Annotated in this window: 17 protein-coding genes; 6 read left to right on the top strand and 11 right to left on the bottom strand. The window is 68.0% G+C overall.

All coding sequences use genetic code 11. The features are described 5' to 3' along the window. Nucleotides 1-26: 26 nt before the first annotated feature. Nucleotides 27-2,255: a penicillin-binding protein 1A gene (locus CFB47_RS20125; protein WP_089462056.1), complete on the top strand. Its 2,229-nt coding sequence runs from the start codon at nucleotides 27-29 to the stop codon at nucleotides 2,253-2,255. Nucleotides 2,256-2,301: 46 nt separating this feature from the next. Here CFB47_RS20125 and CFB47_RS20120 read toward each other — a convergent pair whose 3' ends face one another. From CFB47_RS20120 to CFB47_RS20105, 4 genes are all read right to left on the bottom strand, one after another. Next, on the bottom strand, nucleotides 2,302-4,218 hold the full coding sequence (locus CFB47_RS20120) for a WG repeat-containing protein (protein WP_089462055.1): 1,917 nt from the start codon (nucleotides 4,216-4,218) through the stop codon (nucleotides 2,302-2,304). Between the two features lie 54 nt (nucleotides 4,219-4,272). Continuing rightward, on the bottom strand, nucleotides 4,273-5,535 hold the full coding sequence (locus tag CFB47_RS41770) for a hypothetical protein (RefSeq protein ID WP_256946720.1): 1,263 nt from the start codon (nucleotides 5,533-5,535) through the stop codon (nucleotides 4,273-4,275). A 409-nt stretch (nucleotides 5,536-5,944) separates the two neighbouring features. After that, entirely contained in the window at nucleotides 5,945-7,045 is a 1,101-nt protein-coding gene (gene add, locus CFB47_RS20110) for an adenosine deaminase (protein ID WP_089462054.1), read from the bottom strand. Nucleotides 7,046-7,092: 47 nt separating this feature from the next. Beyond that, on the bottom strand, nucleotides 7,093-8,442 hold the full coding sequence (locus CFB47_RS20105; protein ID WP_089458882.1) for an NCS2 family permease: 1,350 nt from the start codon (nucleotides 8,440-8,442) through the stop codon (nucleotides 7,093-7,095). Between the two features lie 94 nt (nucleotides 8,443-8,536). Here CFB47_RS20105 and CFB47_RS20100 point away from each other — a divergent pair, with 94 nt between their 5' ends. Then, a complete protein-coding gene (locus CFB47_RS20100; RefSeq protein WP_089458883.1) occupies nucleotides 8,537-9,448 on the top strand; it encodes a LysR family transcriptional regulator in 912 nt (303 codons plus the stop codon). Nucleotides 9,449-9,495: 47 nt separating this feature from the next. Here CFB47_RS20100 and CFB47_RS20095 read toward each other — a convergent pair whose 3' ends face one another. The 4 genes from CFB47_RS20095 to CFB47_RS20080 all read right to left on the bottom strand — a co-directional run bounded on the left by CFB47_RS20095 (nucleotide 9,496) and on the right by CFB47_RS20080 (nucleotide 14,951). After that, entirely contained in the window at nucleotides 9,496-10,548 is a 1,053-nt protein-coding gene (locus tag CFB47_RS20095) for a nucleoside hydrolase (protein ID WP_089458884.1), read from the bottom strand. Between the two features lie 10 nt (nucleotides 10,549-10,558). Next, nucleotides 10,559-11,671 carry a porin gene (locus CFB47_RS20090; RefSeq protein ID WP_089458885.1) on the bottom strand — a complete coding sequence of 371 codons (1,113 nt, stop codon included), beginning with the start codon at nucleotides 11,669-11,671 and terminating at the stop codon, nucleotides 10,559-10,561. 160 nt (nucleotides 11,672-11,831) lie between these two features. Further along, the gene (locus CFB47_RS20085; RefSeq protein WP_089463486.1) at nucleotides 11,832-13,133 is read right to left on the bottom strand and encodes a hypothetical protein; all 1,302 of its coding nucleotides are present in this window, start codon (nucleotides 13,131-13,133) and stop codon (nucleotides 11,832-11,834) included. 399 nt (nucleotides 13,134-13,532) lie between these two features. After that, a complete protein-coding gene (locus CFB47_RS20080; protein ID WP_089462053.1) occupies nucleotides 13,533-14,951 on the bottom strand; it encodes an MFS transporter in 1,419 nt (472 codons plus the stop codon). Nucleotides 14,952-15,403: 452 nt separating this feature from the next. Here CFB47_RS20080 and CFB47_RS20070 point away from each other — a divergent pair, with 452 nt between their 5' ends. Continuing rightward, complete coding sequence (locus tag CFB47_RS20070) at nucleotides 15,404-17,851, top strand: DUF3772 domain-containing protein (protein WP_089462051.1); 2,448 nt, start codon at nucleotides 15,404-15,406, stop codon at nucleotides 17,849-17,851. 105 nt (nucleotides 17,852-17,956) lie between these two features. On the opposite strand, the gene CFB47_RS20065 is transcribed toward CFB47_RS20070, so the two are convergent. Further along, a complete protein-coding gene (locus tag CFB47_RS20065) occupies nucleotides 17,957-19,468 on the bottom strand; it encodes an aldehyde dehydrogenase family protein (protein WP_089462050.1) in 1,512 nt (503 codons plus the stop codon). A 619-nt stretch (nucleotides 19,469-20,087) separates the two neighbouring features. Here CFB47_RS20065 and CFB47_RS20060 point away from each other — a divergent pair. The 3 genes from CFB47_RS20060 (at nucleotide 20,088) to CFB47_RS20050 (ending at nucleotide 23,883) form a co-directional block, all read left to right on the top strand. Continuing rightward, the gene (locus CFB47_RS20060) at nucleotides 20,088-21,668 is read left to right on the top strand and encodes an amino acid permease (protein WP_089458890.1); all 1,581 of its coding nucleotides are present in this window, start codon (nucleotides 20,088-20,090) and stop codon (nucleotides 21,666-21,668) included. A 155-nt stretch (nucleotides 21,669-21,823) separates the two neighbouring features. Next, complete coding sequence (locus tag CFB47_RS20055; RefSeq protein WP_089462049.1) at nucleotides 21,824-23,092, top strand: FAD-binding oxidoreductase; 1,269 nt, start codon at nucleotides 21,824-21,826, stop codon at nucleotides 23,090-23,092. A 116-nt stretch (nucleotides 23,093-23,208) separates the two neighbouring features. After that, nucleotides 23,209-23,883 (top strand): TetR family transcriptional regulator, encoded by a 675-nt coding sequence (locus CFB47_RS20050; RefSeq protein ID WP_011353990.1) that lies wholly within the window; start codon nucleotides 23,209-23,211, stop codon nucleotides 23,881-23,883. A 72-nt stretch (nucleotides 23,884-23,955) separates the two neighbouring features. Here the strand turns inward: CFB47_RS20050 and CFB47_RS20045 are convergent, their stop codons facing one another. Continuing rightward, complete coding sequence (locus CFB47_RS20045; protein ID WP_089462048.1) at nucleotides 23,956-25,749, bottom strand: phospholipase D-like domain-containing protein; 1,794 nt, start codon at nucleotides 25,747-25,749, stop codon at nucleotides 23,956-23,958. 104 nt (nucleotides 25,750-25,853) lie between these two features. Next, a complete protein-coding gene (locus CFB47_RS20040) occupies nucleotides 25,854-26,612 on the bottom strand; it encodes a DeoR/GlpR family DNA-binding transcription regulator (RefSeq protein WP_069252505.1) in 759 nt (252 codons plus the stop codon). Nucleotides 26,613-26,721 lie beyond the last annotated feature (109 nt).

Here is a 26,721-nt window from a genome sequence, read left to right as displayed (position 1 = left end):
CCTCTTCCATCCGCGCTCCTGTCGCCTTGAATCGCTTCGTGCCGCTTCTCCGTCACGCGTGGCGCCGTTGCCGCGCCCGCGTCGTACCGTTCGCCACCGCCTGCGGCGCGCGCCTCCGCGCGCTGGGCGCCGGCGCGCTGCATCGCCTGCGCCATCCGACGCGTCGCGGCGTCGCGCTGACGCTCGCCGCGATCCCGGTGCTGGGCCTGCTGGTGCTGCTCGCGTTCGTCCCGTTCACGCCGAGCATCGGCGACATCCGCAAGGCGCGCATCGACCGTCCCGCGCGCGTGCTGTCCGCCGACGGCCAGCTGATCGCCGAGTTCCGGCCCGTCAACCGCGAATGGGTGCCGCTCAAGCAGATCTCGCCGCACATGGTCGACGCGCTGATCGCGACCGAAGACCACCGCTTCTACACGCATCACGGCATCGACGTGCGCCGCACGCTCGCGGCCGGGCTGCACACGTTCTCGGGCGATCGCCAGGGCGGCTCGACGATCACGCAGCAGCTCGCACGCAACCTGTATCCGGACGAAGTCGGCCGCGCGCCGACGCTCACCCGCAAGGTGAAGGAGCTGATCACGGCGTTCAAGATCGAGTCGGTGTACAGCAAGGACGAGATTCTCGAGACCTACCTGAACACCGTGCCGTTCCTGTACAACGCGTACGGCGTCGAAATGGCCGCGCGCACCTACTTCGGCAAGTCGGCCGACCAGCTCGACATCGTCGAAAGCGCGACGCTCGTCGGGATGCTGAAGGGCAACAGCTACTACAACCCGGTGCTGAACCCGGAGCGCGCGGTACAGCGGCGCAACATCGTGCTCGACCGGATGGCGCAGATGCACATGCTGACGCCGCAGCAGCTCGCGAAACTGCAGCGCCAGCCGCTGCGCGTCGACTTCGAGCCGCAGTCGGGGCAGCCCGGCCTCGCCCCGCACTTCGCGGTGCAGTTGCGCAAATGGCTGATCGCGTGGGCCGATCGCAACAACTACGATCTGTACTCCGACGGCCTCGTCGTGCGCACGACGCTCGACGCGCGGCTGCAGGACATGGCGACGCAGGCGCTGACGCGGCAGACCGAACGGCTGCAGGCGATCGCCGATAGCGCGTGGCGCGGCCCGTCCGGCTGCGGGCTGCGCAACGACCTGTTCCGCGGCTTCATCCGCCAGACGCCCGACTATCGGCAGGCGCGCGACACGGGGCTGACCGATGTCGTGGCGCTGAAGCGGCTCGGCGCCAATCGCGATTTCATGCGCGCGCTGTGCGAGCGCAAGACGCAGGTGCAGGCCGGCTTCGTCGCGATCGATCCGCGCAACGGCGCGATCCGTGCGTGGGTCGGCAGCCCGGATTTCGGCAGCGAGCCGTTCGATCACGTGTCGCAGGCACGGCGCCAGCCCGGCTCGACGTTCAAGCCGTTCGTCTATGGCGCCGCGTTCGCGGACGGCATGCGGCCGGGCGATACGTTCGTCGACCGCCCCGTGGCGATCCCGATCGACGGACGCGCGGTCTGGCGCCCGACCGATGCCGAGCCGCCGACCGACGAGCCGATGACGCTGCGCGATGCGCTCGCGCTGTCGCGCAACCGCATCACCGCGCAGGTGATGCAGCACGAAGGCGCCACGAAGGTCGCGCAGCTCGCCCGCGCGATGGGCGTGCGCGAGAGCCCGCTCGACGCGGTGCCGTCGCTCGCGCTCGGCACGAGCCCCGTCACGCTGAAGGAGATGGTGTCCGCGTACGGCACGATTGCGAACCGCGGCGTATACGTCGCGCCGCAGATGATCACGCGCATCGAGGATCGCGACGGCAAGGTGCTCGCCGTCTTCGGCAGCGCGCCGCCCGAACGTGCGTTGCCGGAGCCCGCCGCGCAGACGCTGGTCGACGTAATGCGCGATGTCGTCGATCGCGGCACCGGCGCCGACATTCGTTCACGGTATGGCATTCGCGTGGACGTCGCCGGCAAGACGGGCACGACGCAGGACAACGCGGACGGCTGGTTCATCCTGATGCATCCGCAGCTCGTGGCCGGCGCGTGGGTCGGCTTCGACGATGGCAGCGTGACGCTGCGCAGCGACTACTGGGGCGCGGGCGCGCACAGCGCGCTGCCGATCGTCGGCAGTTTCTACGATGCGGCGCTGCGCGCGAAGGCGATCGATCCGCACGCGCAGTTCTCGCCGGATTTCCGGCCGCGCAGCGCGCCGGCGCCGCGCCGGCGCACGCCGCATCCGGGCCTGTTCGACTGGTTGAAGTTCTTCCGCTGATTGGGTTGCCGGTGCGCCACGCCGGCCTCCACGACAACGGCTCGGCCTATCGAAGCGTCGTCGTCGCTTGCCCGTCCGCGTAGAGCCATACGGGCACGCCGTCGTCGCGCAATGCGGCGACCGGCTCGCCCAGGCTCCAGCGCTGCGCGACCGCGACACGGCGGACGAACCACGGCATCAGCATCGCGTGTCCGTCGGCGGCGTCGCGATCGTCGTCGAACAGCGCATCGTCACCGATGCGCGTGTAACGCGCCGGATGCAGCACGGTGCCGTCCGCGCGAAGCACCGTCGCCCGCACGTCGTCACCGCCCTCATCCTCCACCCAGGCCAGCCAGCCGTGATCGGCGCCCCAGAACAGGCCGGCCACGTCGTCGTAGTGCCCCTGCACGAGCGTCGCGCCCGTCTCGAGATCGCAGATCGCGAGTTGCACCGGCTCGCCCGGCAGGACACCGATCGCGTATCGCGTGAACAGCTCGCCCGGCACGGTTTCGTCATCGGGCAACCACGGCAGCGCCCCCATGTTGACGAAGTCGAACGGCGTCAGCACGCGGCCCTGTCCGTCGACGATCGCGCAACGCCCGTCGTCGCGCCGCACGATATGGCGGATCGCGCCGAGCTCGGTCAGCATGTCCGTCCGTTCGTCGTCGGTCAGCCTGGCGACTTCCGCATAATGCGGCTCGACGACGACGCGGCCTTTCGCATCGACGACGCCGACGTGACCGTTGCGCCGCGCGACGAAGGCGCCGCATTCGGACGACCATTCGAGCGCGTCCCACTCGGGCTGCGCGCGCCATTGCCCGTCGCGCCCGATCAGCCCCCACCGTTCGCCTTCGGATACCGCCGCGACGGCGCCGTTCTCGAATTCATGCGCATCGTCGAAACGCGGCGGAATCGCCCACGCACCGCGCGTGTCGACGAAGCCCCAGCGGCCGTCCAGGCTCGCGGAGGCGACCCCGCCCGTGAAATCGCCGAAGTCGTCGAGCGACGGTTCGAGCACCCACGTGCCGTCCGTGCGCACGAGTCCGAACTGCTCACCGACGCGCACGCAGGCGACGTCGCCGCTGAAATCCCACACGGCGTCGAACGACGGTTCGCGCACGATCCGCATCTCGTCGCCATCGCGGTCGACATCGCCGTCGGCGAACAGCAGGCCGACCTTCCGGTCGCGCGCGGCCCACAGCAGCCGGTCGTCACGCGCGCCGCTCGCCCACAGGTTCGTCCACTCGGGCGGCACGATCACGTGCCACGCATCGTCGGTTTCACGTCGCACACCCCACAGCCCGTTGCGCGCACGAAAGCTGAACATGCCGTAGCCGAGCCGGTCGCCGTGCACTTCGCCGGCGTCGAACAGCTCGGCAAACGTCACGCCGCGCGGCGGCTGCTGACGAACGAAATAGTGATGCAACAGGCCGCCGAACCCGAAGCCCCACGCCCAGTCGCGCCAGTCGGGCGGCGACTCGATCTCGAGCGCATCGCGCACGCCGCGCACGTCGCGGAAATCCATGCAGTTCGCGACCTGCCACCACAGCCGCGTGCAGGTATCGCGTTCCTGGTCGATGTAGTCGTTCGGATCGCCGCCGTCGAGCCACGACAACTCGTCGAGATTCGCGGAAAACCGGGGTGCGCCGTGCGCGTCGCCGAGCGCATCGATCGATTCGCCGAGATGCCGCACGACCGCATCGAACTGGCGCGCGAGCGCCGGATCGTCGCCGGGCAGCGGATACGCGACGACGAACGACGCGAGCCGGCTCAGTCGCGCAAGCGCGGTGCGCGCATCGCTGGTGAGATTCGGCGTGCCGGCATCGCCGAATATGCGCTGATCGGTGATCGCGTCGCCCGCGCCGCCGTCGGCGAGCAGCACGCGCCACAGCAGCGGAAAGTGATTGTTGGATTCCGCGAGCGCGATCGTTCGCGCGTCGTCGCCGTCACCGGCCTGGAGATACAGCCATGATCGATTGCCCATTAAAAGGGTCGCCCTCGTTCTTGTTGTCGTCGTATTGCGTCGGTTCGCCCGCCATCAGCGTGCGGTGGATGCCTTCAGCAGCCGCAGGATCTCCGGCGTATCGGCCGCATCCGCCAGCACTTTCGCGGACGGCTTCACGCCGGCGTCGAGCAGGCGCTGCACACCGTCGACGCGGCGCGCAGTCACCTCGCCGTCGAGCAGCGCATCGTCATGCAGCACGTCCGGGTTCGCCTCCTTCGCGAGCAGCACGAAGACCGAAGCCGCCACGGGCGGATTCAATGCGTCCGGCAATGCGACGTCGGCGAGCCGGTACGGGTTGTTGTCATGGAGCTGCCAGCGCAGCACGCCGCGCGCCTGCAATTTGCCGAGCGCGGCGAGTGCATCCGGTTCCGGCAGTTTCACGATTTCGGCGACGAGGTCGCTCGCCTGCTCTTCGCGGCCATCGCGCAGCGTGTCGGGCGGCGGCAGGTTCGGCACCAGCGCGTCGAGCACGAGTGCCTGCCGGCGCGCGCGATCGGGCGACGCCTGCGCGCCTGCGTCGGGCCGGTTCTGCCGCAGCAACTGGCCGGCCACGCGCCAGCGATCGTCGCGGCCGAGTTCGTCACGCGGCACCTGATGCGCGCGCAACAGCATGCCGAGCCGGCGCCACATCGCATCGATTTCCTTGTCGTCGTTCGACATCAGGCCGACGCCAACGATCTCGTCGAGCGTCTGGCCGCACACGAACGCGCGCTGCCGCACCGGATCGAGTTCGGCGAAATACGTGTGCGCGGGTTCCGGCAGCGCATCGAAGTCGGCCTGGCTCATGTCGGGCGGACGGTGGCCCGGGCACGGGCCCGCGCCGGCAATCTCCCGCCCCGCCACCGCCTTCACGGGCTCCGGCGGCGAATCGCCGCTGCGCGCGACCGGATACAGTTCCATGCCGTTGACCTGAAAGCCCTGCATCGCCAGCATCACGACGCCAGTCGTCGAATGCTTCGTCTCGAAGTTCGTGCCGGCAATCGACGTGACCTGATACGGCGCGCCGATCGGCAGCTTGATCAGTTCGCCGCCCGGCACGTCGAGCACGCAGGTGCCCGGCGGCGCCTTGTCGGGACCGTCGGTTTCCAGCTCGGCCTCGTGCGTCGGCGCCGTTTCGACACTCCACTGGCCGGCGTCGCGCACCCGCAGCACGATCTCGCCGCCCACTTTCTCGACGCGCAGCGTCGCGGGTTTGCCGGCCGCCGGCGCGTAATCGCCGAGCAACGCATCACATGCAGTGCCGGCCCGCGCGGATAGCGACGCGAGCAACAGCAGACAGAACAAGGGGGTACGCACGGCTGAAGCCTCTCTCTTCGAATTGTTTTGGGAATATCCGGCGCGACAGCGCACGGCGGCTGCGACACGACCAATCGCTACCGGACGCCAATATAGCGAACGCGGGCGACGCGTGCCAGCCGGCGTGTGCCCATCACGGCGATGTGCAGGGAAATGAAAAGATGTGAAGTGGCGTGTGCCGGCTCAGGCAACCCGGACGAAGCGGACTTGCCGAGCGCCGCACACCATCGTCGTCATCGCTCAACGAGGGGGAGCCCGCATGACCCACGGCGCAGTCGCGATCGCGATCCTGCGGTAACACTACGCGGAATTGCTCGACGCCGGCGGCCTGCAGGGCGTCGCGAGGCTGTTCCGGCACCACGAGTCGCCGGCCGGTTGAAGCACCGGCCGGCGTATGACGCCGCCGCGCTCAGCCAGCCGCGAGCGTGGCAGCCAGCACGTCGAACTCCGACGCCCACGCAGCACGCCACGCAGCCTTCGTCGCGTCGTCCACCCATGCGCCGTCGATCCCGTTCAGCATGAACTGCTTCAGCTCGGCCACGGTGAAGCCGAAATGGCTGAACATCAGCTCCCATGCCTCCGACGGATTGACCTTGTGCAGCGTCGGATCGTCGGTGTTCGGATGGATCTTCAGCCCGAGGCCCGGCATCTTGCGCATCGGGTGCCGTTCCGCCCATTGCTCCGGCGGCAGCGTGCGCAGGTAGTACGAATTCGTCGGCACGACGGTGAACACGATCCCGCGTTCCGCATAGCGCGCGCACAGCTCCGGGTTGTCGACGATCGTGTAACCGTGATCGACGCGATCGACCTGCAACAGATCGACGGCCGTCTCGACGTTGCGCCACGGCATCCCGAACTCGCCCGCATGCGCGGTCGTGCGAAAGCCCGCCGCGCGTGCATTGCGGTAGGCCTTCCAGAACAACTCCGGCGGCCGGTCGTTCTCGCGATAGTCGATCCCGAGCCCCGCGACTTCGTCCGCGCGGTTTGCCTTCATCCATTCGACGAGCGCCACCGCTTCGTCCGGATCCTGCTCGCGGTCGATGCTCGGGATCAGGCGCGCGCCGATCCCGAAGTCGCGTGCGGCGTCGCGAATCCCCGTCACGATCGCGGCCTGCGCATCCGCATACGCGATACCCGACACGCGCACCGTACCGGTCGGATTCCAGAAGAATTCCGCATGCCGGACGTGGTGCGCGGCCGCATCCTCCAGATACTCGTACGCGATCCGCCGCAGGTCGTCGGGCTGCGTGAGCAGATACCGGTCGAGCGCGCGCAGCACGTGCAGCACGCCGACCGGCTTCTCGCCGCGCGCATAGAACGCGTCGATCTCCGCGCGCTCGATCGGCGCGCCGCTGCGCGCCGCGAGCGCGACGAACGTGTCGTGCCGCACCGCGCCGAGCAGGTGGCAATGCAGCTCGACCTTCGGCAGCGCGTGGAAGAAGGCCCGATGGGCCGGCGTGATCTCGATGCCCGTGCGCGCGGCCGGGACGTTACCTGGTGTTCCCTTCATTGCAGTCTCTTTTTGGGGTAGTGCCGATGCGTCGTGAATGCCGTCTCTCAGTGCGGCTTCACGACGGTCCAGAAGTAGTAGCCGAGCGGAAGCGCGAGCACGACGAGCCCCCACGACACGTCGCGCCAGCGGCCGGCCAGCAGCTTGACGAGCACGTAGCACAGCAGCCCACCCGCGATGCCGGTGCCGAAGCTGTTCGACATCAGCGTGAGCAGCACCATCGACATCACGGGCAACGCATCGGTGAAGTCGTCGAAATGCGTATGGCGGATCGTCGCGAACATCGACAGCCCGATCAGGATCAGCGCCGGCGCGGTCGCCTCTTTCGGGATCGCGAGCGCGACCGGCACGAACAGCAGCATCGCGGCGAACAGCACGGCCGCCGCAAGCGACGACAGCCCGCTGCGGCCGCCGGCCTCGACGCCCGCCGCCGATTCGATCAGCGCGGTCAGCGCGGGAATGCCGAACACGGGCCCGAGCGTCGCCGCAAGCGAATCGACGAGAAACGGCCGGTTGATGTTCGGCAGGTTGCCCTGTTCGTCGAGCAGGTTCGCCTTCGCGCCGACCGCGAGCGCGGTGCCGAGCGTCGAGAAGAATTCCGCCGCGAAGAACGCGAACAGGTACGGTGCGGCCGCGAGGCTCAACGCGCTGCCGATGTCGAGCTTGAACGCGATCGGCGCGATGCTGTGCGGCAGCGACACGAACGACGCGGGCAGATGCGTGACGCCGAGCGGCACGCCGGCCGCGGCTGCCACGAGGATCGCGATCAGGATCGCGCCGGGCACCTTGCGCGCCTGCAGCACGATCGCGACCGCGAGGCCGATCAGCGCAACGAGCGCGCCCGGCCGCGAGAAATCGCCAAGCGCGAACGCGTTGGTCTTCGCGTTCGCGACGACCATCCCCGCGTTGCGCAGCCCGAGCATCGTCACGAACAGCCCGATCGATGCGCCGAGCCCGAGCTTGATCTGCACCGGAATCAGCCGCACCACGACGCCGCGCGCGCCGAGGATCGTCAGCAGGAAGAACAGCACGCCCGACACGCAGGCGATGCCGAGGCCCGTCTGCCAGCCGACGTGCTCGGTCGTCGCGAGCGTCACGCCGATGATCACCGAGCCGCCGATGCCGGGGCCGACGAGGAACGGCAGGTTCGCGTAGAGCCCCATCAGCGTGGTGAACAGTACGAACACGATGATCGTCGCGGTCGTCGCCGCGCCGCGCTCCATGCCGCCCGTCGCGAGCAGCGACGGGATCACGACGAGCAGGTACGCGGCCGCGAGAAACGACGTGACGCCCGCGATCGTCTCCGTGCGCACGCTCGTACCGCGCGCGGCGAGCGCGAAGCGGCGTTCGAGCCAGTGGGCCGGCGCGCGCGCCGGCATCGTGTCAGTCGCTGACATGGTGGTTCTCCTGTGATTCCGAATATTGTCCTGTGTCGATTCACGCAGCGCGGTCTTATACTGCCGCGTACCGCATCCCGACCGTTATTGCCCGATGTCGTCCGACCGCTCGTCGCTGCTGCCCGCGCTTACGCTGCGGCAGGTCCAGCACTTCGTCGTGCTCGCCCACGCACGCAGCTTCACGCAGGCCGCGCAGGCGCTGTCGCTCACGCAGCCCGCGCTCACCGCGTCGATCCGCCAGATCGAGTTCCTGCTCGGCGGGCGCCTGTTCGCGCGCTCCGCGCACCGGCTTACGTTGACGTCCGCGGGCGAAGCCGTGCTGCCGCTCGCCGAACGCCTGCTCAACCAGGCGCGCGGCACCTTCGACGACATGACGCGGCTCATCGGCGAACGCATCCAGACCGTGCGCATCGCGTTTATCCCGTCGGTCGCGGGCCGCCTGCTGCCCGCGCTCAATGCACTGCGCGACGCGCATCCGACGCTGCGCTTCACCCTCACCGACCTGCCGAACAGCGCGCTCGTCGAAGCCGTGCGCGACAGCGTCGCGGATCTCGGCATCGGCGTGCGCGAACCGGACAGCGACGACGGCACGCTGCGCTACCAGCAGCTCTTCGAGGACGAGATCGTGATCGTCGTGCGGCGTGACGATCCGCTTGCCCGCGCGAAGAGCGTCACGTGGGCCAGGCTCGTCGATCGCGAGCTCGCGGTGTTCGTGCGCGGCAGCGTCAGCGAATCGCTGCATCGCACCGGCGGCGCCGAGAAGCTGCGTCTGAACGTCACGTACCGGATGGAATACACCGAGCCGCTCTACGCGCTTGCGCGCAACGGCCTCGCGACCGCCGTGCTGCCGAGCCTCTACACGATGCATCTGCACGATCCCGAACTCGTCGCGCTGCGCGTCGACAAGCCGCGCGTCACGCGCGCGATCTCGCTGATCTCGCTCACCGGCGACGATCGCGGCCCGCACGTGCGGGCGTGCCGCGAATGGATTGCGCAGCACATCTGATTGCGTCCACGTTCACCGTTCATGGTTCGCCGCGTGACTGCCCGCGTTCAGGGCAGCTTCGCGATGCGCTCGACGAGCGCCGCGTAGAAGCGGTCCGCATCGACCTCGTTGATCCACGTCGCGTTCGCCGTGCGGCCGCTGCGCCCGTTCCAGTCGACGACGGTTTCGCCGAGCGTCCACTGCCCGGTCGTCTCGACCATCACGTTCACCTTGCGCCCGCCGAACAGCGTCGGATCGACGAGATAGCCGACCGCGGTCGGGTCGTACATCGGCGCGTCTTCGACGCCGCGCCGCTTCTTGTTGTACGCGAGTTCGGCGTCCATGATGTCCGCGACGATCGCGCCGCAGCGGTTGCCGAGCGCGCGGAACGGTGCGACACGCGCCGGCGTGATCGGCGCTTTCACCGCGACGTCGCGCGGCAGCACGACGATCGGCACGCCGCTGCCGAATACGACTTCAGCCGCCTGCGGATCGACGTAGATATTGAATTCGGCGGCCGGCGTGATGTTGCCGCGCTCGAAGAACGCGCCGCCCATCAGCACGATTTCGCGCAGCGCGCTGCGAATCTGCGGCGCTTCGACCAGCGCGGTCGCGAGGTTCGTCAGCGGGCCGAGCGCGCACAGCGTCACGCTGCCCGGCGCCGCGCGGCTCAGCGTATCGACGAGATACGCCACCGCGTGACCGGCGGCAAGCGGGGCGCGCGGCTCGTGCAACTCGACGCCTTCGAGCCCGGTCTTGCCGTGCACGTTCGCGGCCGTCACGAGATCGCGCACGAGCGGACGCGGGCAGCCTGCGTAGACGGGCAGCGTCTTCGTGCGGCCGGCCCAGTCGCGGATGATCCGCGCATTGCGTTCGGTCAGGTCGAGCGGCACGTTGCCGGCGACGGCGGTCAGCGCGCGCACGTCGAGCCTGTCCTGCGCGCCCAGCGCGAACAGGAGCGCGATCGCGTCGTCCTGCCCCGGGTCGGTATCGATGATCACCGTGCGGCGCGCGGCGTCGCCGCCGGCCGCGAACGCGCCCGTTTCGGGCAGCAGCGCGGTGCCGGCCAGCGCGGCGGACAGTTTCAGGAAGGTGCGGCGGGAGGCGATCGGATGGGTCATGGTCGGGCGCTCAGAAAACATGCCGGACGCCGAGCGTCGCCATCATCTGGCGCGTGCCGGTCGAGCGTGCGTACGCGAAGATCTGCGCATGGTCCGCGTCGCCGGCCGCCTGCTGCGCGATCACCGTCAGCGCGACGTCGGTGCGTTTCGACAGGAAGTAATCGGCCTGCAGGTTCACCTGGTGCCATTTCGGCCGCTTGTCGATCACGTCGTACTTGCCGTTCGTGAACGCATACGCGGCGCCGAGGAAGAGCTGCGGCGTCATCGTGTAGACGACGTTCACGCCGAGGTTCTGCAGGTGCAGGTGCGAATTGTCGAGGTAATCGTAGCGCACGTCGGTAAACATCGCCGCGAACTGCGCGCGGCCGATCGTGTAGAAGCCGCCCGTGCCCGCGATCCGCTGCCGGCTCGCGTACGCCGCCGGCGACATCGCGCTCTTGCTGAAGATCAGCAGCGGCGACGCATAGTCGTTCGCGATCGCGCCGTCCTGGTTCGTCGCGCTGTACGGATGGTTGTACTGCGCGTAGACCACGCTCCAGCGCAGCGGGCCCTGCTCGTAGCCGAGCCCGAAGCTGTATGCGCTGTTGTTCGCGAAGCCGGTCGCGTTGCTGAAGCCGTACAGCGCGGTGAGTTTCAGGCCGTAGTAGACGGGGCTCACGTACTTCACCGAGTTCTGCACGCGGATGTCGTTGTAGCCGTTGTCGTTGTCGCCGATGTTCACGCCGTTGCTCGCGATGATCACCGGCCCGATGTAGTCGTGGATCGCGTCGTACTGGCGGCCGAACGTCAACGCGCCGTAGGTGCGGTCGGCGAGGCCGACGTAGGCCATCCGCCCGAACTCGCGGCCGTTCTGCGCAGCCGTGCCGGTCATCACGTTGAAGCCGTTCTCCAGCTGGAAGACCGCGGACAGCCCCTGCCCGAGATCCTCCTTGCCCTTCAGCCCCCAGCGCGGGTTCTGGTTCGTGCCGGACAACGCCTGCCAGGCGTTCTTGCCGCCCTGGTTGGTCGCGAACCCGACACCGGCCGAAATGAGACCGTACAGCGTGATGCTGCTTTGCGCACAGGCATGCGTCGCGAAGGCGCCGAGCATCGCGAGCGGAGCGAGCTTGTAGAGAGTTTTCATCGGGTCGTGTGATCGGTGGTGGTCCAGGCGCGGCAGGGTTCCGCGAAACTGGCCTCGACTATACGAACCCGGATCGGATAATAAAAGTTTGCTTTTATTATGGTTCAATAAAACGGATTTATTCTCATCCGGATCGCTCCCGTGCCCGCCTCGCCGGCCGTCAATCCGCCGTGTCGCCGCCCTTCGGCAGCTGCGACCACGCCTTGCGCCCCGGCAACGGCGACCATGCCGGCCGCGTCTTGCGTGCGCTGTCGATCACGACCAGGTAGCGGCCCGCGATCGGCGTGATGTCGCGATCGCGGCGCAGCACCCACAGCGACTTGCCGGCCTCGACGCGCGCCTGGTAGTCGTCGTCGAGCAGGCCGTGCCGGTCGAAGAACGTGTTCAGCGACGCGGGAATGCGCACGCACCCTTTCGAGTGCCGGATGCCCAGCAGCGCTTCGAGGCGATCGGGGTCGGTCGCATGCATCTGGAACCGCATCGGCGACACGCCGCCCTTGCCCCACCCGCGCTCACCGTCCACCCAGCCGAAGTCGTAGATGCGCATGTCGCGGTGCCCATAGCCGCGAATGCCGTTCTCGTTCGTCGTGCCTTCCGCGCGGAAATCCATGTTGTCCGGCGAGTGATGGAACACGCCGAGCGGCGTCAGGAAATGGTCGTACGTGCCCGGCAGCCCGGTGCCGACCGGCGATGCGCCGATCATCATCCACGCGTTGGCCGGCGTCGCGCGGAAGTAGATGAACAGCGCCTGAACGTTCGGTGCGCGGTCGACCATCGCGATGTATTCGCCGGCCAGGTTGCCGAGGTCAGCGTCGTCGAGCGCTTTCTGGAGACGCTCGCCGTACGCGCGTTGCTCGCTTGCCGGTACGTTCAGGCGCCGCGTGACTTCCTGTGTGAAGCGCTTGCGCATGTCGATCGCGCGCGCCGTCGCATCTTTTGCCTCTTCGGCGGACAGGGGCGGATGCTGGCGCGGCGGTGTCGGTGCGGGTGGCTCGGCCTCGCTGGCAGGCGTGGCGGAAGCGGCGGATGCAGGTGCGGCGGTGGATGCGGCGGATGCGCCCGAAGCACCCGACGCCGGGCTGGCAGGCTCCACGGGATGCGCGTGTGATGCGGCAGACGCGGGCTTGGCCGCCGACGCACCCGACGATGCATGCGCCGCCGAAGCGGGATGCGCCCGAGAAGCTGCCGATGCGGGTGACTCGACTGATGAGGACGACGTAGCGACGGGCGCCGATGCGTCGGACGCCGCAAAGGCTGGCCGCTCGACGAGCATGGAGATCGGCAGTGCCGCGGCGATCCCAATACACGCAGCGGCGACACGGGCAAGGCAACGCGGCTTCGCAAATCGCCGCGTGAAGCTGAAAGGCATCATACGTTCGAAGCCATCGGCCGATCCGGCCGCCGCATGCTGCTGTTGCGGGCGGCGCATCTTCCGCGCGAGCCATCGACACGTCCGGCGCATCATGTGCGCCCGGCGCCGACGCCTCTTCGCGTCGAAGCCGTTCGCTGTTGCAACGCGGTCGGTCCGATGGCGGCTAATGAGTCGTCAGGCCCTTCATTCTACGCGTCCATGCAAGAATCGGCAGGGGCGAGCGTCGCGGTTTTGCGCTTCGTCACGCTTTGTTTCAACTTTGTTTCAACTCGTTTCCGCTTGCTTTTTCGTTACGTGGCAGCCTGATTCGCTGTGCGTTAGCGATCGATACAGGAAGCGGAGTGCTTCGTGAAGGCACGACTGGATCTACAAATCGATTCGGACACCAAATCACTCGCCACACGCAGTACGCACCCTACGCGCGATGCAATCTACATCGCATCGCACGCACGCCGCACGAACCGTGCGACATGCGTGCGCAACCACCATTTACTTCGAAATAGTTTCGAGCGCGATGCCCTTCGTGCGCGGCCCCATGAATCCGATCGCGGCCATCACGATCACCATCGCGCCCGCGATGAACGCGAACACGCCGAACGTGCCGAATCCCTTCAGCACCGCCGCGATCACGAACGACGAGAAGATCGCCGAGAAGCGGCTCCACGAATAGACGAAGCCGACGGCCCGCGCGCGGATCGACGTCGGGAACAGCTCGGCCTGATACGCGTGGAAGCTGTACGACATGATGTTGCTCGCGAGCGTGAGGCCGATGCCGAGCACGATCAGGAATGCGCCCACCGTCGTCTGACTGAACAGCAGCCCGCAGACGACGATCGCCGCCGCCATCGCGACGATCACCGACTTGCGCTCGAAGCGGTCGGCGATCACGAGGCCGATCAGCGGGCCGATCGGCGCGGCAAGCGCGATCACGCTCGAATACATCAGGCTCGACGTGATCGTGATGCCCTGCTTGATCAGCAGCGTCGGCACCCAGTTCGCGAAACCGTAGAACCCGACCGTCTGGAACACGTTGAAGATCGTCATCATGATCGTGCGGCTGCGATACGGCTGCACCCACATGTCGCGGAAGCTGCCGCGCGGCGGCACGGGCTCGGCAGGCGCGGGCGGCGGCAGCGGGCGGCCGTACTCGGCTTCGACCTTGGCCTCGAGCGCCCGCATGATGCGATCGGCTTCTTCGACCCGGCCCTGCTGCGCGAGCCAGCGCGGGCTTTCCGGCAGTTCGCGGCGAATCCACCACACGAAGAGCGCGCCGTGTGCACCGATCAGCACGACCCAGCGCCAGCCGTCGAGGCCGAACGGGGCGTGCGGCACGAGCAGGTACGCGAGGAACGCGACCACCGGCACCGCGACGAACCCGACCGCCTGCTCGCACGCGAATGCGCGGCCGCGGATCTGCTTCGGGACGAGCTCGGAGATGTACGTGCCGATCGTCACCATCTCGACGCCGAGGCCGAGACCGACGACGAAGCGCCAGAAGTTCAGCCCGGCGGCGGTGTCCTGGAACGCCATCACGACGTTGGCGGCCGTGTACCACAGCAGCGACCAGGTGAAGATCGCGCGGCGGCCGAAACGGTCAGCGAGGAAGCCGCACGCGATCGTGCCGATGAAAAGCCCGGAGAACAGTGCGGCGATGAAGCTCGCGACGCCCGTGGTGCCGAACAGGCCGTGCGTCGTTGCCGACAGGATGCCGCTTTTCACGAGGCCGGGGGCGACGTAGCCGCTATAGAGCAGGTCGTAGAGCTCGAAGAAGAAGCCGAGGCTCAGCAGGACGACGAGTTTCCAGACGGTGCGGGTGGGCGGCAGGCGGTCGAGTCGAGCCGAGATGGAGCCGGGGTCGACGGGTGAGGATTGGGCAGGTGCCTGCGAAAGGCTGTCCGTTGAGGCCATCGTGGGCGCGTCTCCTGATCGTGTCGTGTTGTTGTCCGGCGGCCAGCGAGCCGCCGTCGGGCGAATCGGTGCATTGTACCGGCGCGTCCGTCCGGCGCGCGCACACCACGGCCCCGATATCAAGAACGCGACGACGGGCGGCCACGCGCCGGCCAGGAGCCGCTTCGGACACCCCACTTTTGCACCAGATAATGTGTAACTTGCGTAACCGTCTGTCGGGTACTGAAAACGCGCCAGAACCGCAATCGGTCGTCATGCCGGAGCGGCGCCGGCCCCACCGTCCGGGCCTGGTATGCCGTTTCGCCCGGGCACACCCCAGCGAAATCGCCACAACCGCGGTACGCAATCGGTACAACCACGCGTTCCACACCCCGGTAACATGCTACCGGGCCAACCACCGGCTTCCGGGCGCCTTTCGGCGACCGGCATTGTCGGCAAATCGTAAGCATTCCATGTCCATACAACGACTATCCATCTACGCTCGCCGGATCGCCCTGATCGCCCTGCTGCAGTTCGCGGCGATCGCGACCGCGTCGGCGTTTCCGGCGGCCGCCTCGGCCCCGAACGCGAGCGGCGTCGGCGCGCCCGTCCCGGCCATCTCGCTGAACGACGCCATCGCGCAGCTCAAGCAGATGCAGGCCGAACTCGACCGCATCAAGCAGCAGACCTCGAACGCGTCCAACAGCAAGGAGCTGGACGGGCTCAGCGACTCGACGCAGGAGTTGAGCACCGATGTCGAGAAGCTGCAGAGCGATCTCGTGCCGCAGCGTGCGCAGATCCAGGGGCAGCTCGACGTGCTCGGCCCCCCGCCTGCCGAGGGTGCCGCGCCGGAAACGCCGGCCGTCGCGAAGCAGCGGGCCACGCTGAACGCGCGCAAGACACAGATCGACGCGGCGCTGAAGCAGGCCGCCGACCAGAAGGCCAGCCTCACGAACCTGAACGAGCAGTTCGCGAAGCTGCATCGCGGCCTGCTGAAGAACCAGCTCGCGTTCCGTTCGGGCGGCATTTTCAGCGCGCAGTTCTGGCTGCCGCTGTTCCATCTTTCGCCGGACGACGCCCAGCGGCTCGGGGATTTCGACGAAGAAATGCTCGACATGTTGCGCTCGTCGTGGGTGCCCGGGCAAAAGGCGATCACGGTGCTGCTGCTGGTTGCCGCATTCGCGGCATGGATCGGCGGCCGCCGGCTGATCGAGCGCGGGCTCGCGTGGTTCTGCGTGAACCGCCTGCCGGCCACCCGTTTGCGCCGCAGCGCGCTGGCGTTGTCGACCGCGCTGGCGACGCTGCTGGCAACCGCGATCGCCGTCCAGATCTTTTACCTCGCCGTCGCGCGCCATTACGACCTCACGCCGGCGCTGAACGATCTGTGGGACCAGTTCGCGAAACTCGCCGCGACCTGTGCCCTGATCGCCGGGCTCGGCCGCGCGCTGCTCTGCACGAAGCATCCTTCGTGGCGCCTGCCCGCGCTCGCCGATCCCGTCGCGCTCGCGATGAAGCCGTTCCCCGGCATCCTGGCCGCGCTGCTGCTGGTGTCCGGCACGCTCGAGTCGATCAACCGGATCGTCGACACCAGCCTGTCGGTCACGCTGTTCGGCCGCGGGATCGTGTCGCTCGTCGTCGCGGTGACGGTCGGTGCATCGTTGCTGCGCTCGAACCGCGCGCGCAGCGCGCTCGCGGCCGCCGGCGAAGCGCCCGAGCAGCGCTCGACGCTCGCCGGGCTGATCCATGCGGCCGTCACGCTCGCCATCATCGCGACCCTGATCGCACTCCTGATCGGCTACATCACGGTCGCGCGCTTCATTACCTACGAGCTCGTGTGGTTCGAGATCGTGCTGGGCGCCACCTACATCCTGATCCAGCTGACGCGCGACGCGAGCGAAAGCCTGTTCTCGTCGAGCCTGACGACGGGCCAGCAGATCAAGCACCTGTTCGCGCTCGAGGATCGCCACCTCGACCAGGCCCGCACGGTCCTGTCCGGCTTCGGCACGAGCCTGCTGATGCTGATCGCGGCCATCGCGCTGCTGACGGGCGGCTTCGGCACGACACCGGGCGACCTGATGGACAGCGCGGTCGCGATGATCGGCAGCCAGCGGCTGCAGAGCCTGAACATCATGCCCGACCGGATCATGAACGCCGTGATCGGGTTCGCGATCGGCTTCTACCTGCTGCGCTCGCTGCGCCGCTGGCTCGACAGCGAGTTCATGCCCGCGCTCGGCATGGATACCGGGATGCGCGTGTCGCTGATCACGCTGTTCACCAACGTCGGCTACGTGCTGCTCGTGCTGATGACGCTCGGGCTGCTCGGCGTCCGGTGGAACAACCTCGCGTGGATCGTCAGTGCGTTGTCGGTGGGTATCGGTTTCGGCCTGCAGGAGATCGTGAAGAACTTCGTGTCGGGGCTGATCCTGCTGACCGAGCGCCCGGTGAAGGTGGGCGACATGATCAGCATCGCGGGCGTCGAAGGCGACATCCGCCGCATCAACGTACGCGCGACCGAGATCCAGCTCAGCGACCGCTCGACCGTGATCGTGCCGAACTCGCAACTGATCTCGCAGAACCTGCGCAACGTGACGATGGGCAACAGCACGCAGGGCGTCGCGACGCTGGTGCTGACGTTCCCGCTGAACACCGATCCCGAGCAGGTGCGCGACCTGCTGCTCGAAGCCTATCGCTCGCACGCGGCGATTCTCGAGAAGCCGGCGCCGTCGGTCACGTTCAGTCAGCTCACGCCGGACGGCATCACGCTGAGCGTGACGGGCTACGTGTCGAGCCCGCGGATCGCCGGCTCGACCAAGAGCGACCTGCTGTTCGAGATCCTGAAGCAGTTGCGCGCGGCGGGCATCACGCTGTCGAGCCCGCAGATGCTGGTCGTGCAGAACATGCCGGCGGCGGGAGACGCATGACGCGGCTCGCACGCTTGCCGTCGCGCAGATGAACGAAGGGCCGGCACCGCAACGCGGCAGCCGGCCCTTTCTACTCCTACGCAGCGCCCTCCCGGGCGCCCCGCATCACACGTCGAACTTCACGCCCTGCGCCAGCGGCAGCTGACGGCTGTAGTTGATCGTGTTCGTCGCGCGGCGCATGTAGGCCTTCCACGCATCCGAACCCGACTCACGGCCGCCGCCCGTTTCCTTCTCGCCGCCGAACGCGCCGCCGATTTCCGCGCCGCTCGTGCCGATGTTCACGTTGACGATCCCGCAGTCGCTGCCCGCTGCCGACATGAACTGCTCGGCCTCGCGCATGTCGTTCGTGAAGATCGCCGACGACAGGCCTTGCGGCACCGCGTTGTGCAGTTCGATCGCGTCGTCGAAGTTGTCGTAGACCATCACGTACAGGATCGGTGCGAACGTTTCGCGCTCGACCACCGCCGATTGCTTCGGCATCCGCACGATGGCCGGACGCACGTAGTACGCATCCGCGTGACCGACGTCGACGCGCTCGCCGCCCTTCACTTCACCGCCCTGCTCGCGTGCATCGCCCAGCGCCTTCTGCATCGCATCGAACGACGCGCGATCGACCAGCGGGCCGACCAGCGTGCCTTCTTCAAGCGGGTTGCCGACCTTCACCGACGCGTAGGCCTTCTCGATGCGCGGCAGCAGCTGGTCGACCAGGCTGCGATGCACGATCAGGCGGCGCAGCGTCGTGCAGCGCTGGCCGGCCGTGCCGACCGCCGCGAACGTGACCGCGCGCACCACGAGATCCAGATCGGCGCTCGGCGCGACGATCATCCCGTTGTTGCCGCCGAGCTCGAGGATGCCGCGCGCGAGACGCTGGCTCAGCACCTTCGCGACTTCCTGGCCCATCCGCACGCTGCCCGTCGCGCTGACCACCGGCACCTTCTTCGATGCCGTCAGCACCTCGCCGACATCGCGCATGCCGAGCACCAGCTGGCTCAGCTCCGCCGGCGCGACGCCCGGGTGGGTCTTCTCGAATTCGCGGATCGCCTTCTGCAGCAGCACGTGGCATGCGATCGCGGTCAGCGGCGTCTTCTCGGACGGCTTCCACACGACCGAATCGCCGCACACGAATGCGAGCGCCGCGTTCCATGCCCACACCGCGACCGGGAAGTTGAACGCCGAGATCACGCCGCACACGCCGATCGGGTGCCACGTTTCCATCATCCGGTGGCCCGGGCGCTCGGACGCGATCGTGAGGCCGTAAAGCTGGCGCGACAGACCGACCGCGAAATCGCAGATGTCGATCATTTCCTGCACTTCGCCGAGGCCTTCCGACGTGATCTTGCCGGCTTCGAGCGTGACGAGGCGGCCGAGCTCGGCCTTGTGCTCGCGCAGCACGTTGCCGAACACGCGCACGAGCTCGCCGCGCACCGGCGCCGGCACCGTGCGCCACTTGAGGAACGCGTCGTGCGCGGCGTCGATCTTGCGCTCGGCGTCGGCGGGCGAGTCGACGGCCAGCGTCGCGAGCGTCGCGCCGTCGAGCGGCGAACGCGCGGTCAGCGCATTGCCTTTCCACTGCGCGAGATCGATATCGAGCGCGGCGAGAATGTCGTTGAATTGCATCACTTCCTCTTCAGGGACAGATTGATCGGTGCGGCGGCAATGCCGCCCGCGTGATTCGATTGGAGCGCGTTCGCGCGCCCTGTGCAAGCGGATGCGCCGCGCGGCAGGCCGGTGCGCCGTTGGGCGCATCGCACCGCGCCGCCGCCGGAAACCCGCCGGACGGCGCGCCCTCGCCTCGCAGGGCACGATCCATGAAACACATTGTCGGTGGCCACAAGTCGGGCCGCTATTGATATTAACTCACGACTTCATTCCGAAAACGCAACACCCGGGCGAGATGACACCGTGCGTTTCTTCGCTGATATCAGACTTACCCAAGGCCGGTGACCGGGCATTGGCGATGCCGTGACGGCGCACAAGTTGATGACAAAGCCGCATCACCCTGTTCTGAAATATCGTTTGCCGCCCGAGCACGGCGCACACACAATCGTGGCGACGTCGAGGTGCAACGCACCCGGCGCGCCGCCGGCCGCCATCACGGCTGCCGGACGACAGACGAAGGCGACACGCATCACGGCCCGCTCACCCGGCCCGTTTCAGCACCGCATCACCGCTGCCCGGCAACGCGTCGCGCTTCGTCACCGAAAAACAATCCCGGAGACAGCGCCCAGCGCCCGCCATGCATTCAGATGCCCGCCCCGATTCGCCCCGCCCCTCCGGCTCGCCGCCCGCGAAGCCGTCCCTCCACCGTGCGCTGCAGGCACGCCATCTGCGGATGATCGCGATCGGCGGCTCGATCGGCACGGGCCTGTTCGTCGCGTCCGGCGCGTCGATCTCGCAGGCCGGCCCCGGCGGCGCCATGCTCGCGTACATGGTGATCGGCCTGATGGTCTATTTCCTGATGACGAGCCTCGGCGAGATGGCCGCGTTCATGCCGGTATCGGGCTCGTTCGCGACCTACGGCGCGAAGTTCGTCGACGAAGGCTTCGGCTTCGCGCTCGGCTGGAACTACTGGTACAGCTGGGCCGTGACATTGGCCGTGGAGCTGGTCGCCGGGCAGCTCGTGATGAACTACTGGTTCCCGCATGTGCCGGGCGTCTGGTGGAGCGCGCTGTTCCTCACGCTGATCTTCGCGCTCAACGCGCTGTCGGTGCGCGGCTTCGGCGAAGCCGAATACTGGTTCGCGCTGATCAAGGTGCTGACGGTGCTCGCGTTCGTCGGCGTCGGCCTGCTGATGATCTTCGGGATCATGCAGGGCGGCCCGAGCGCCGGCTGGGGCAACTTCACGATCGGCGACGCGCCGTTCGCCGGCGGCTGGGCGACGATGCTCGGCGTCGCGATGATCGCGGGCTTCTCGTTCCAGGGCACCGAAATGATCGGTGTCGCGGCCGGTGAATCGGAAAACCCGCGCACGACGATCCCGCGCGCGGTGAGCCAGATCTTCTGGCGCATCCTGCTGTTCTACGTGCTGGCGATCTTCGTGATCGGCGTGCTGATTCCCTACACCGATCCGAACCTGCTGAAGAGCGACGTGACCGACATCGGCGTGAGCCCGTTCACGCTCGTGTTCCGCCACGCGGGCCTCGCGTTCGCGGCCGGCGTGATGAACGCGGTGATCCTGACGGCCGTGCTGTCGGCCGGCAACTCGGGCATGTATGCATCGACGCGGATGCTCTACAACCTCGCGGTCGAAGGCCGTGCGCCGAAGATCTTCGCGAAGCTGTCGCGCGGCGGCGTGCCGCGCAACGCGCTGTATGCGACGACGGCCGTCGGCGCGTTGTGTTTCCTCACGTCGCTGTACGGCGACAAGACCGTGTACCTGTGGCTGCTGAACACGTCGGGCATGGCCGGCTTCATCACCTGGCTCGGCATCGCGGTCAGCCACTACCGCTTCCGCAAGGGCTTCCTGAAACAGGGCTACCGGCTCGACCAGTTGCCGTACCGGTCGAAGTGGTTCCCGTTCGGCCCGTTGTTCGCGTTCGCGCTGTGCGCGGTGATCGCGCTCGGCCAGGATTACCAGGCGTTCCTCTCCGACAAGATCGACTGGGTCGGCGTCGCCGCGACCTACATCGGCCTGCCGTTCTTCCTCGCGATCTGGCTCGGCTACGCAATCGTGCGCAAATGCCGTCTCGTGCGCTACGAAGACATGGAGATCGCACCGTGGATCGAACTCAACGCGACGCCCGAGCCCGCCCCCCAAGCTGAAACCGGCTACGCGGGCTACGTCGCCCGTCCGGCCAACCCGACGCCGGGCACCTGATCACGCGGATCGGCCCAATCGACCCGGATCGCACCGGCCGCCATGCGAGTGCGGCAGCCGGTGCCCAGACAACCCCCATTCGACGCGGCGCGCACGTTCAGGCAAGATCGACGCGCGCCGCCTGTTTTTCCGCCGTCAAGAGTCAACGAAATCGCATGCAGAACTTCTACGAAGCCACCGTTACCCGCCGGCCCTACCCGCAACTGACCGGCACGATCGACACGCAGGTCTGCATCGTCGGCGGCGGCCTCGCCGGCCTGTGCACGGCGCTCGGCCTCGTCGAGCGCGGCGTGCATGACGTCGTCGTGCTCGACAGCGAACGCGTCGGCTTCGGCGCATCGGGCCGCAACGGCGGCTTCGTCTTCGGCGGCTACAGCCTCGACAACGCCGACCTGCTGCGCACGCTCGGCCGCGACGAAGGGCGCCGGCTGTACCGGCTCACCGTCGACGCGGTCGACCTGATCCGCGCGCGGATCGCGCGCTACGGCATCGACTGCGACATCGTCGACCAGGGTGTGATGCTCGCGAACTGGTTCGACGATCCGTCCCGGCTCGACGGCGTACGCACGCTGATGAAGGACGAGCTCGGCGTCGACTGGGAACCCGTTTCGACGGACGCGCTGCGCAAGCGGCTGAAGACGCAGCGCTACTACGGCGGCCTGTTCGAACCGAACGCCTTCCACTTCCATCCGCTCAAGTACGTGCTCGGCGTCGCGGCGGCCGCATCGCGCGGCGGCGCGCGGGTGTACGAACGCTCGGCCGCGCTCGGCATCGCGCGCGAAGGCGCCGGTTACGTCGTGCGCACGGCGCAGGGCACGGTGCGCGCGAAGGACGTCGTGTTCGCCGGCGGCGGCTACGCGCGCGGCGTGTCGCCGCGTATCGAGCGCGCGGTGCTGCCGATCGCGACCTACGTGATCGCGACCGAACCGCTCGGCGCGCGCCTGCCGGACGCGATCGACGCACCGTACGCGATCTACGACACGCGTTTCGCGTTCGACTATTACCGTCCGCTGAAGGACACCCGCATCCTGTGGGGCGGCCGGATCTCCGTGCTCGACCGCGGCCCCGACGCGATTGCGCGCCTGCTGCGGCGCGACCTGCTGCGCGTGTATCCGCAACTGGAAGGCGTGAAGGTCGACTACGCGTGGGGCGGGCTGATGAGCTACGCGCGGCACAAGATGCCGCAGATCGGCCGCGACGCGGACGGCGTGTGGCACGCGATCGCGTTCGGCGGCCACGGGATGGCGCCGACCACGGTGGCCGGCGAGGTGCTCGCGGCCACGCTGGCCGAAGGCCGGCCTGTGCCGGAAGGCTTCAACGCGTTCGGGCTCACGCGCACGTTCGGGCTGGCGGGCCTCGCTGCCGCCCAGCTCACGTATACGGCATACCAGGCCCGCGACGCGCTCGCGTCCTGCCGCCGCTGAGCGGCGGCCACGGCGGCCGAAACCGCCCTGCCGATTAGAGCGGAAGGTCGGCCGGGCGGGAATTTCCCACATGCTAGAATGGCTTTTCCAAGCCGCCGAAGCCACAATAAGTCCACATGAAAGCAGGAAGCAAGGCCGCCACGTCCGACACCCGCGCGCTTCCGTCCGATGCGCGGCGCAAATACGATCCCGAGCAAACCAAGCGCAACATCCTCGACGTCGCCACGCAGGAGTTCTCCGCGATGGGCCTCGCCGGCGCGCGCGTCGATGCCATCGCCGAGCGCACGAACACGACGAAGCGCATGCTCTATTACTACTTCGAAAGCAAGGAAGGCTTGTACGAGGCCGTGCTGGAGAAGGTGTACGGCGACATCCGCGCGCTCGAGCAGGAGCTGCACGTCGGCGACATGGAGCCGCGCGAGGGCATGCGCCGCCTCGTCGAATTCACGTTCGACTATCACGACAAGCATCGCGACTTCGTCCGCCTCGTGTCGATCGAGAACATCCACGGCGCGAAGTATCTCGAGCAGCTCAAGTCGTTCAAGAACCGCAACGTCAGCATCATCAAGACGCTCGAGGAACTGGTCGAGCGCGGCGCGGCGAGCGGCGCGTTCCGCAAGGACATCGACGCATTCGACCTGCACCTGCTGATCAGCTCGTTCTGCTTCCACCGCGTGTCGAACCGCTACACGTTCGGCGCCGCATTCGGCCGCGATCCGTCGGCGCCGCGCCTGCGCGCGCGGCACCGCGACACGATCGCCGACGCCGTGCTGCGCTACGTCGCCGCATAAGCGGCGGCGGCCGGTTTCCCTGCCAGACTCGAGCCGGGCGCGCGACATCCGCGCCCGGCGCTCCTTCGTGAGTCAGTCCGTCGGCGCGGTCGACGCCAGTGCGATTCGCGCCTTCTCTTCCGGGCTTCCCGCCACGTAATACTTCTTCGCCCAGCTCGAATCGGGTGCAAGCGCGAGCCGCGCATGCGTGCCCGTGCCGCCGTCCGTGCCGTGCTGCTTCGCATTGATCGCCAGTGCCCGCGCGCGGTAGTGCTCGTACAGCCGCAGGAATTCCGCGAGATAGATCGCCGCGATGCGCTGGTCGCGGATCTCGAGCAGGTTCTCGTCGTTGTACTGCTCGGAATTGCGGCTCATGTTCGCCGAGCCCGTATAGACGACCGGATTCGCACCTTCCGCATCGATCACGATGAACTTGTGATGGATCACGACAGGCGGAAAGGCCGGCGCCGGCTCCCCCGGAAACAACCGCAATTCCGGCTCGAAACCCTGCGGCACGGTAGCCGGCGAGAAATACTGCGCATCGATCACGTCGTGGTTGTCGCGGCTGCGGTGGTACAGCTCGAGGTTCGCGAGCGTCGCGGCATCGAGCGCCTGGCCGCCCTGCTGCCCGGCATCGGCCTTCGTCGCGCTGCCCACGTTGATCTTGTTCACCAGCCCGAACATCATCAGCCCGCGGTCGCCGGCCGCGAAACACGCGTCGCGCAGCGCCGCGTCGGTCGGCATGAACAGGCAGAAGCACACCGAATGCTTCGCGGCCGCGATCGCGGCGACGATCGTGTCGATCTCGGTGCGCTGCCCCGCCGGCTCCGGCGAAAACGCGAGCCGCACCTGCGCGCTGCCGATCGTCATCGGTGCCGACCAGCCCGGCGACAGCTTCGCCGTCTCCGCGATCGACGGATTCCCGGCCAGCGCATGCGCGCGATCGTTGTACAGCGCGGCAAGCGCGGGCGAGTCGAACGCGTGCAGCACGTTCGCCTGCTCCGTGAGCCCTTCGGTCGTGAAGTTCGCAGAACCGGTCAGCACGCGCGAGGGCGCGGCATTCGACGACGCATCGGTCACGATGAACTTGTCGTGCATGATGTGCGTCTTGTCGCGCGGCGCGAGCGTCGCGAGACCCTGCAGCGCATCGACGGCCGGCTGGTTCGGCGACGGCAGCGGCGGCTTGCCCTTGCGCGCCGTCGTGTGCGCGTCGTAGACGATCGCGAGCGACGCTTCGCCGTGCTGGCGTCCGAACGCTTCGAACGCGGGCAGCGCCCACAGCGTGTCGGTCAGGTGATAGACGGCCGACGCGGCGCGCGACGCGGGGTCGAGCATCTCCGCGAACACCTGCTCCATGTCGTTCGCGAGCCACGTGCGCAGCTTCAGCGCCTGCGCCGCGCTCGGCGCCGCATTCGGCGCGAGGCCCAGCGCCGCCACCTGCCTCGCGAAGGCCTGCGAGCTGACCGCCGCGCGGTTGAACCACGTGCCGATGCCGTCCTCGATATGCGCGGGCAGCACGACGTCGCACACGCCGGCTTGCGCGTCGAGCACCTGCAGGTTCGCCGGCGTGCCGACGACCGGATACACGTCGTAGCGGAACGCCGCGCCGCGATCCTGCGGATCGATGCGTGCATCCCACCACATGAATTTCTGGATCGGCGCCTGGTCGGTCGGCGCATCGCCCTGCGTTTGTGCGGCGGGGCCATCGAACGTCAGGCGGTTCGGTAGCCAGCTGTCCGGCGCGCGCGTCTTGCCGTCGGCCGACCAGAAGCCCGGCGTGCGCCGGATCGCGAAGCCGAGGAAATCGGATCGCGACGCCGCATCGGGCCAGTCGAAGGCCAGCAGGACCAGAGTGGGGGAAAGATAGCTGCGCACGCTGACGGTCATTCGTTGCTCCCTGGCCTTGCGGCCGGTCGAGTGAATGGGTCAGTCTTGACGGTGCATCTTCCCTGCGGATGACGGTTCGATGAACCTTGTATGTCGGACGCGCGTCAGTCGCACACGAGCAGCTCGATCCCGCGCGCGGTCAGCGCACGGCGCACGGCCTTGTCGGGTGCGCGCTCGGTCACGAGATAACGGGCGGCGCCGGTGCCGTTGATCCGCACCGGCGTCACGCGGCCGAATTTCGAATGGTCGGCGACGATCATCGCGGTGCCGGCCGCCGCGATCATCCGGCTGCGCACCTCGGCCGCGAGCCGCGAGTAGTCGGTGCATTCGCCGTCGGGCGTGATGCCGCCGGCGCCGACGAACGCGAAATCGACGTGGTACTGCGCCAGCTGCTGGATCGTGTCGAGCCCGAAGGTGGCGTCCTCGTCGTCGGACAGCTCGCCGCCGAGCAGCGTCACGCGGTTGCCGTTGCGCCGCGCGAGCACGAACGCGGTGCGCCAGTCGTTCGTGTAGATCGACAGCCGGTGACGGTCGGCGAGCGCGAGCGCAACCGCATGCGGCGTGCTGCCCGAATCGATCAGCACCGACGCATCGTCGGGCACGAACTCGGCCGCGCGCCGCCCGATCGTGCGCTTCGCCTCCGCGTTCGCGGCTTCGCGCTCGGACAGGCTCGGCTCGCGGCGATCCGCGGCCAGCGCGCCGCCGTGCGTCATCACGAGCAGGCCGCGTGCGGCCAGTGCGTTCAGGTCGCGCCGCACGGTCTCGCGCGACACGTCGAGCGAGCGGACGAGTTCCGCGACCGACAATGCGCCCGACCGTCCGAGTTCCGACAGGATGAATTGATGACGTTGTTCCGCCAGCATCGCGTGTGCGCCCGAGGCGACTGGTTATGGGTAAGCCAGCCATTGTATTACGGCCGTTTGACCGGCATTTGACTGCGGCGGGAAACCCGCCGGGCCGCGTTTCCCGAAA

This window comes from Burkholderia sp. AU27893 (assembly GCF_002223205.1).
Lineage (GTDB): Bacteria > Pseudomonadota > Gammaproteobacteria > Burkholderiales > Burkholderiaceae > Burkholderia.
The sequence above is the reverse complement of the archived record's forward strand: the minus strand, read 5'-3'. Positions and strand labels throughout refer to the sequence as shown.

What these genes read in the sequence shown, in the direction of transcription:
- CFB47_RS20120 (WP_089462055.1), bottom strand. Translation starts at nt 4,218, where the DNA reads ATGGGCAATCGATCATGGCTGTATCTCCAGGCCGGTGACGGCGACGAC.
- add (WP_089462054.1), bottom strand. Translation starts at nt 7,045, where the DNA reads ATGAAGGGAACACCAGGTAACGTCCCGGCCGCGCGCACGGGCATCGAG.
- CFB47_RS20105 (WP_089458882.1), bottom strand. Translation starts at nt 8,442, where the DNA reads ATGTCAGCGACTGACACGATGCCGGCGCGCGCGCCGGCCCACTGGCTC.
- CFB47_RS20100 (WP_089458883.1), top strand. Translation starts at nt 8,537, where the DNA reads ATGTCGTCCGACCGCTCGTCGCTGCTGCCCGCGCTTACGCTGCGGCAG.
- CFB47_RS20095 (WP_089458884.1), bottom strand. Translation starts at nt 10,548, where the DNA reads ATGACCCATCCGATCGCCTCCCGCCGCACCTTCCTGAAACTGTCCGCC.
- CFB47_RS20090 (WP_089458885.1), bottom strand. Translation starts at nt 11,671, where the DNA reads ATGAAAACTCTCTACAAGCTCGCTCCGCTCGCGATGCTCGGCGCCTTC.
- CFB47_RS20085 (WP_089463486.1), bottom strand. Translation starts at nt 13,133, where the DNA reads ATGCGCCGGACGTGTCGATGGCTCGCGCGGAAGATGCGCCGCCCGCAA.
- CFB47_RS20080 (WP_089462053.1), bottom strand. Translation starts at nt 14,951, where the DNA reads ATGGCCTCAACGGACAGCCTTTCGCAGGCACCTGCCCAATCCTCACCC.
- CFB47_RS20070 (WP_089462051.1), top strand. Translation starts at nt 15,404, where the DNA reads ATGTCCATACAACGACTATCCATCTACGCTCGCCGGATCGCCCTGATC.
- CFB47_RS20065 (WP_089462050.1), bottom strand. Translation starts at nt 19,468, where the DNA reads ATGCAATTCAACGACATTCTCGCCGCGCTCGATATCGATCTCGCGCAG.
- CFB47_RS20060 (WP_089458890.1), top strand. Translation starts at nt 20,088, where the DNA reads ATGCATTCAGATGCCCGCCCCGATTCGCCCCGCCCCTCCGGCTCGCCG.
- CFB47_RS20055 (WP_089462049.1), top strand. Translation starts at nt 21,824, where the DNA reads ATGCAGAACTTCTACGAAGCCACCGTTACCCGCCGGCCCTACCCGCAA.
- CFB47_RS20050 (WP_011353990.1), top strand. Translation starts at nt 23,209, where the DNA reads ATGAAAGCAGGAAGCAAGGCCGCCACGTCCGACACCCGCGCGCTTCCG.
- CFB47_RS20045 (WP_089462048.1), bottom strand. Translation starts at nt 25,749, where the DNA reads ATGACCGTCAGCGTGCGCAGCTATCTTTCCCCCACTCTGGTCCTGCTG.
- CFB47_RS20040 (WP_069252505.1), bottom strand. Translation starts at nt 26,612, where the DNA reads ATGCTGGCGGAACAACGTCATCAATTCATCCTGTCGGAACTCGGACGG.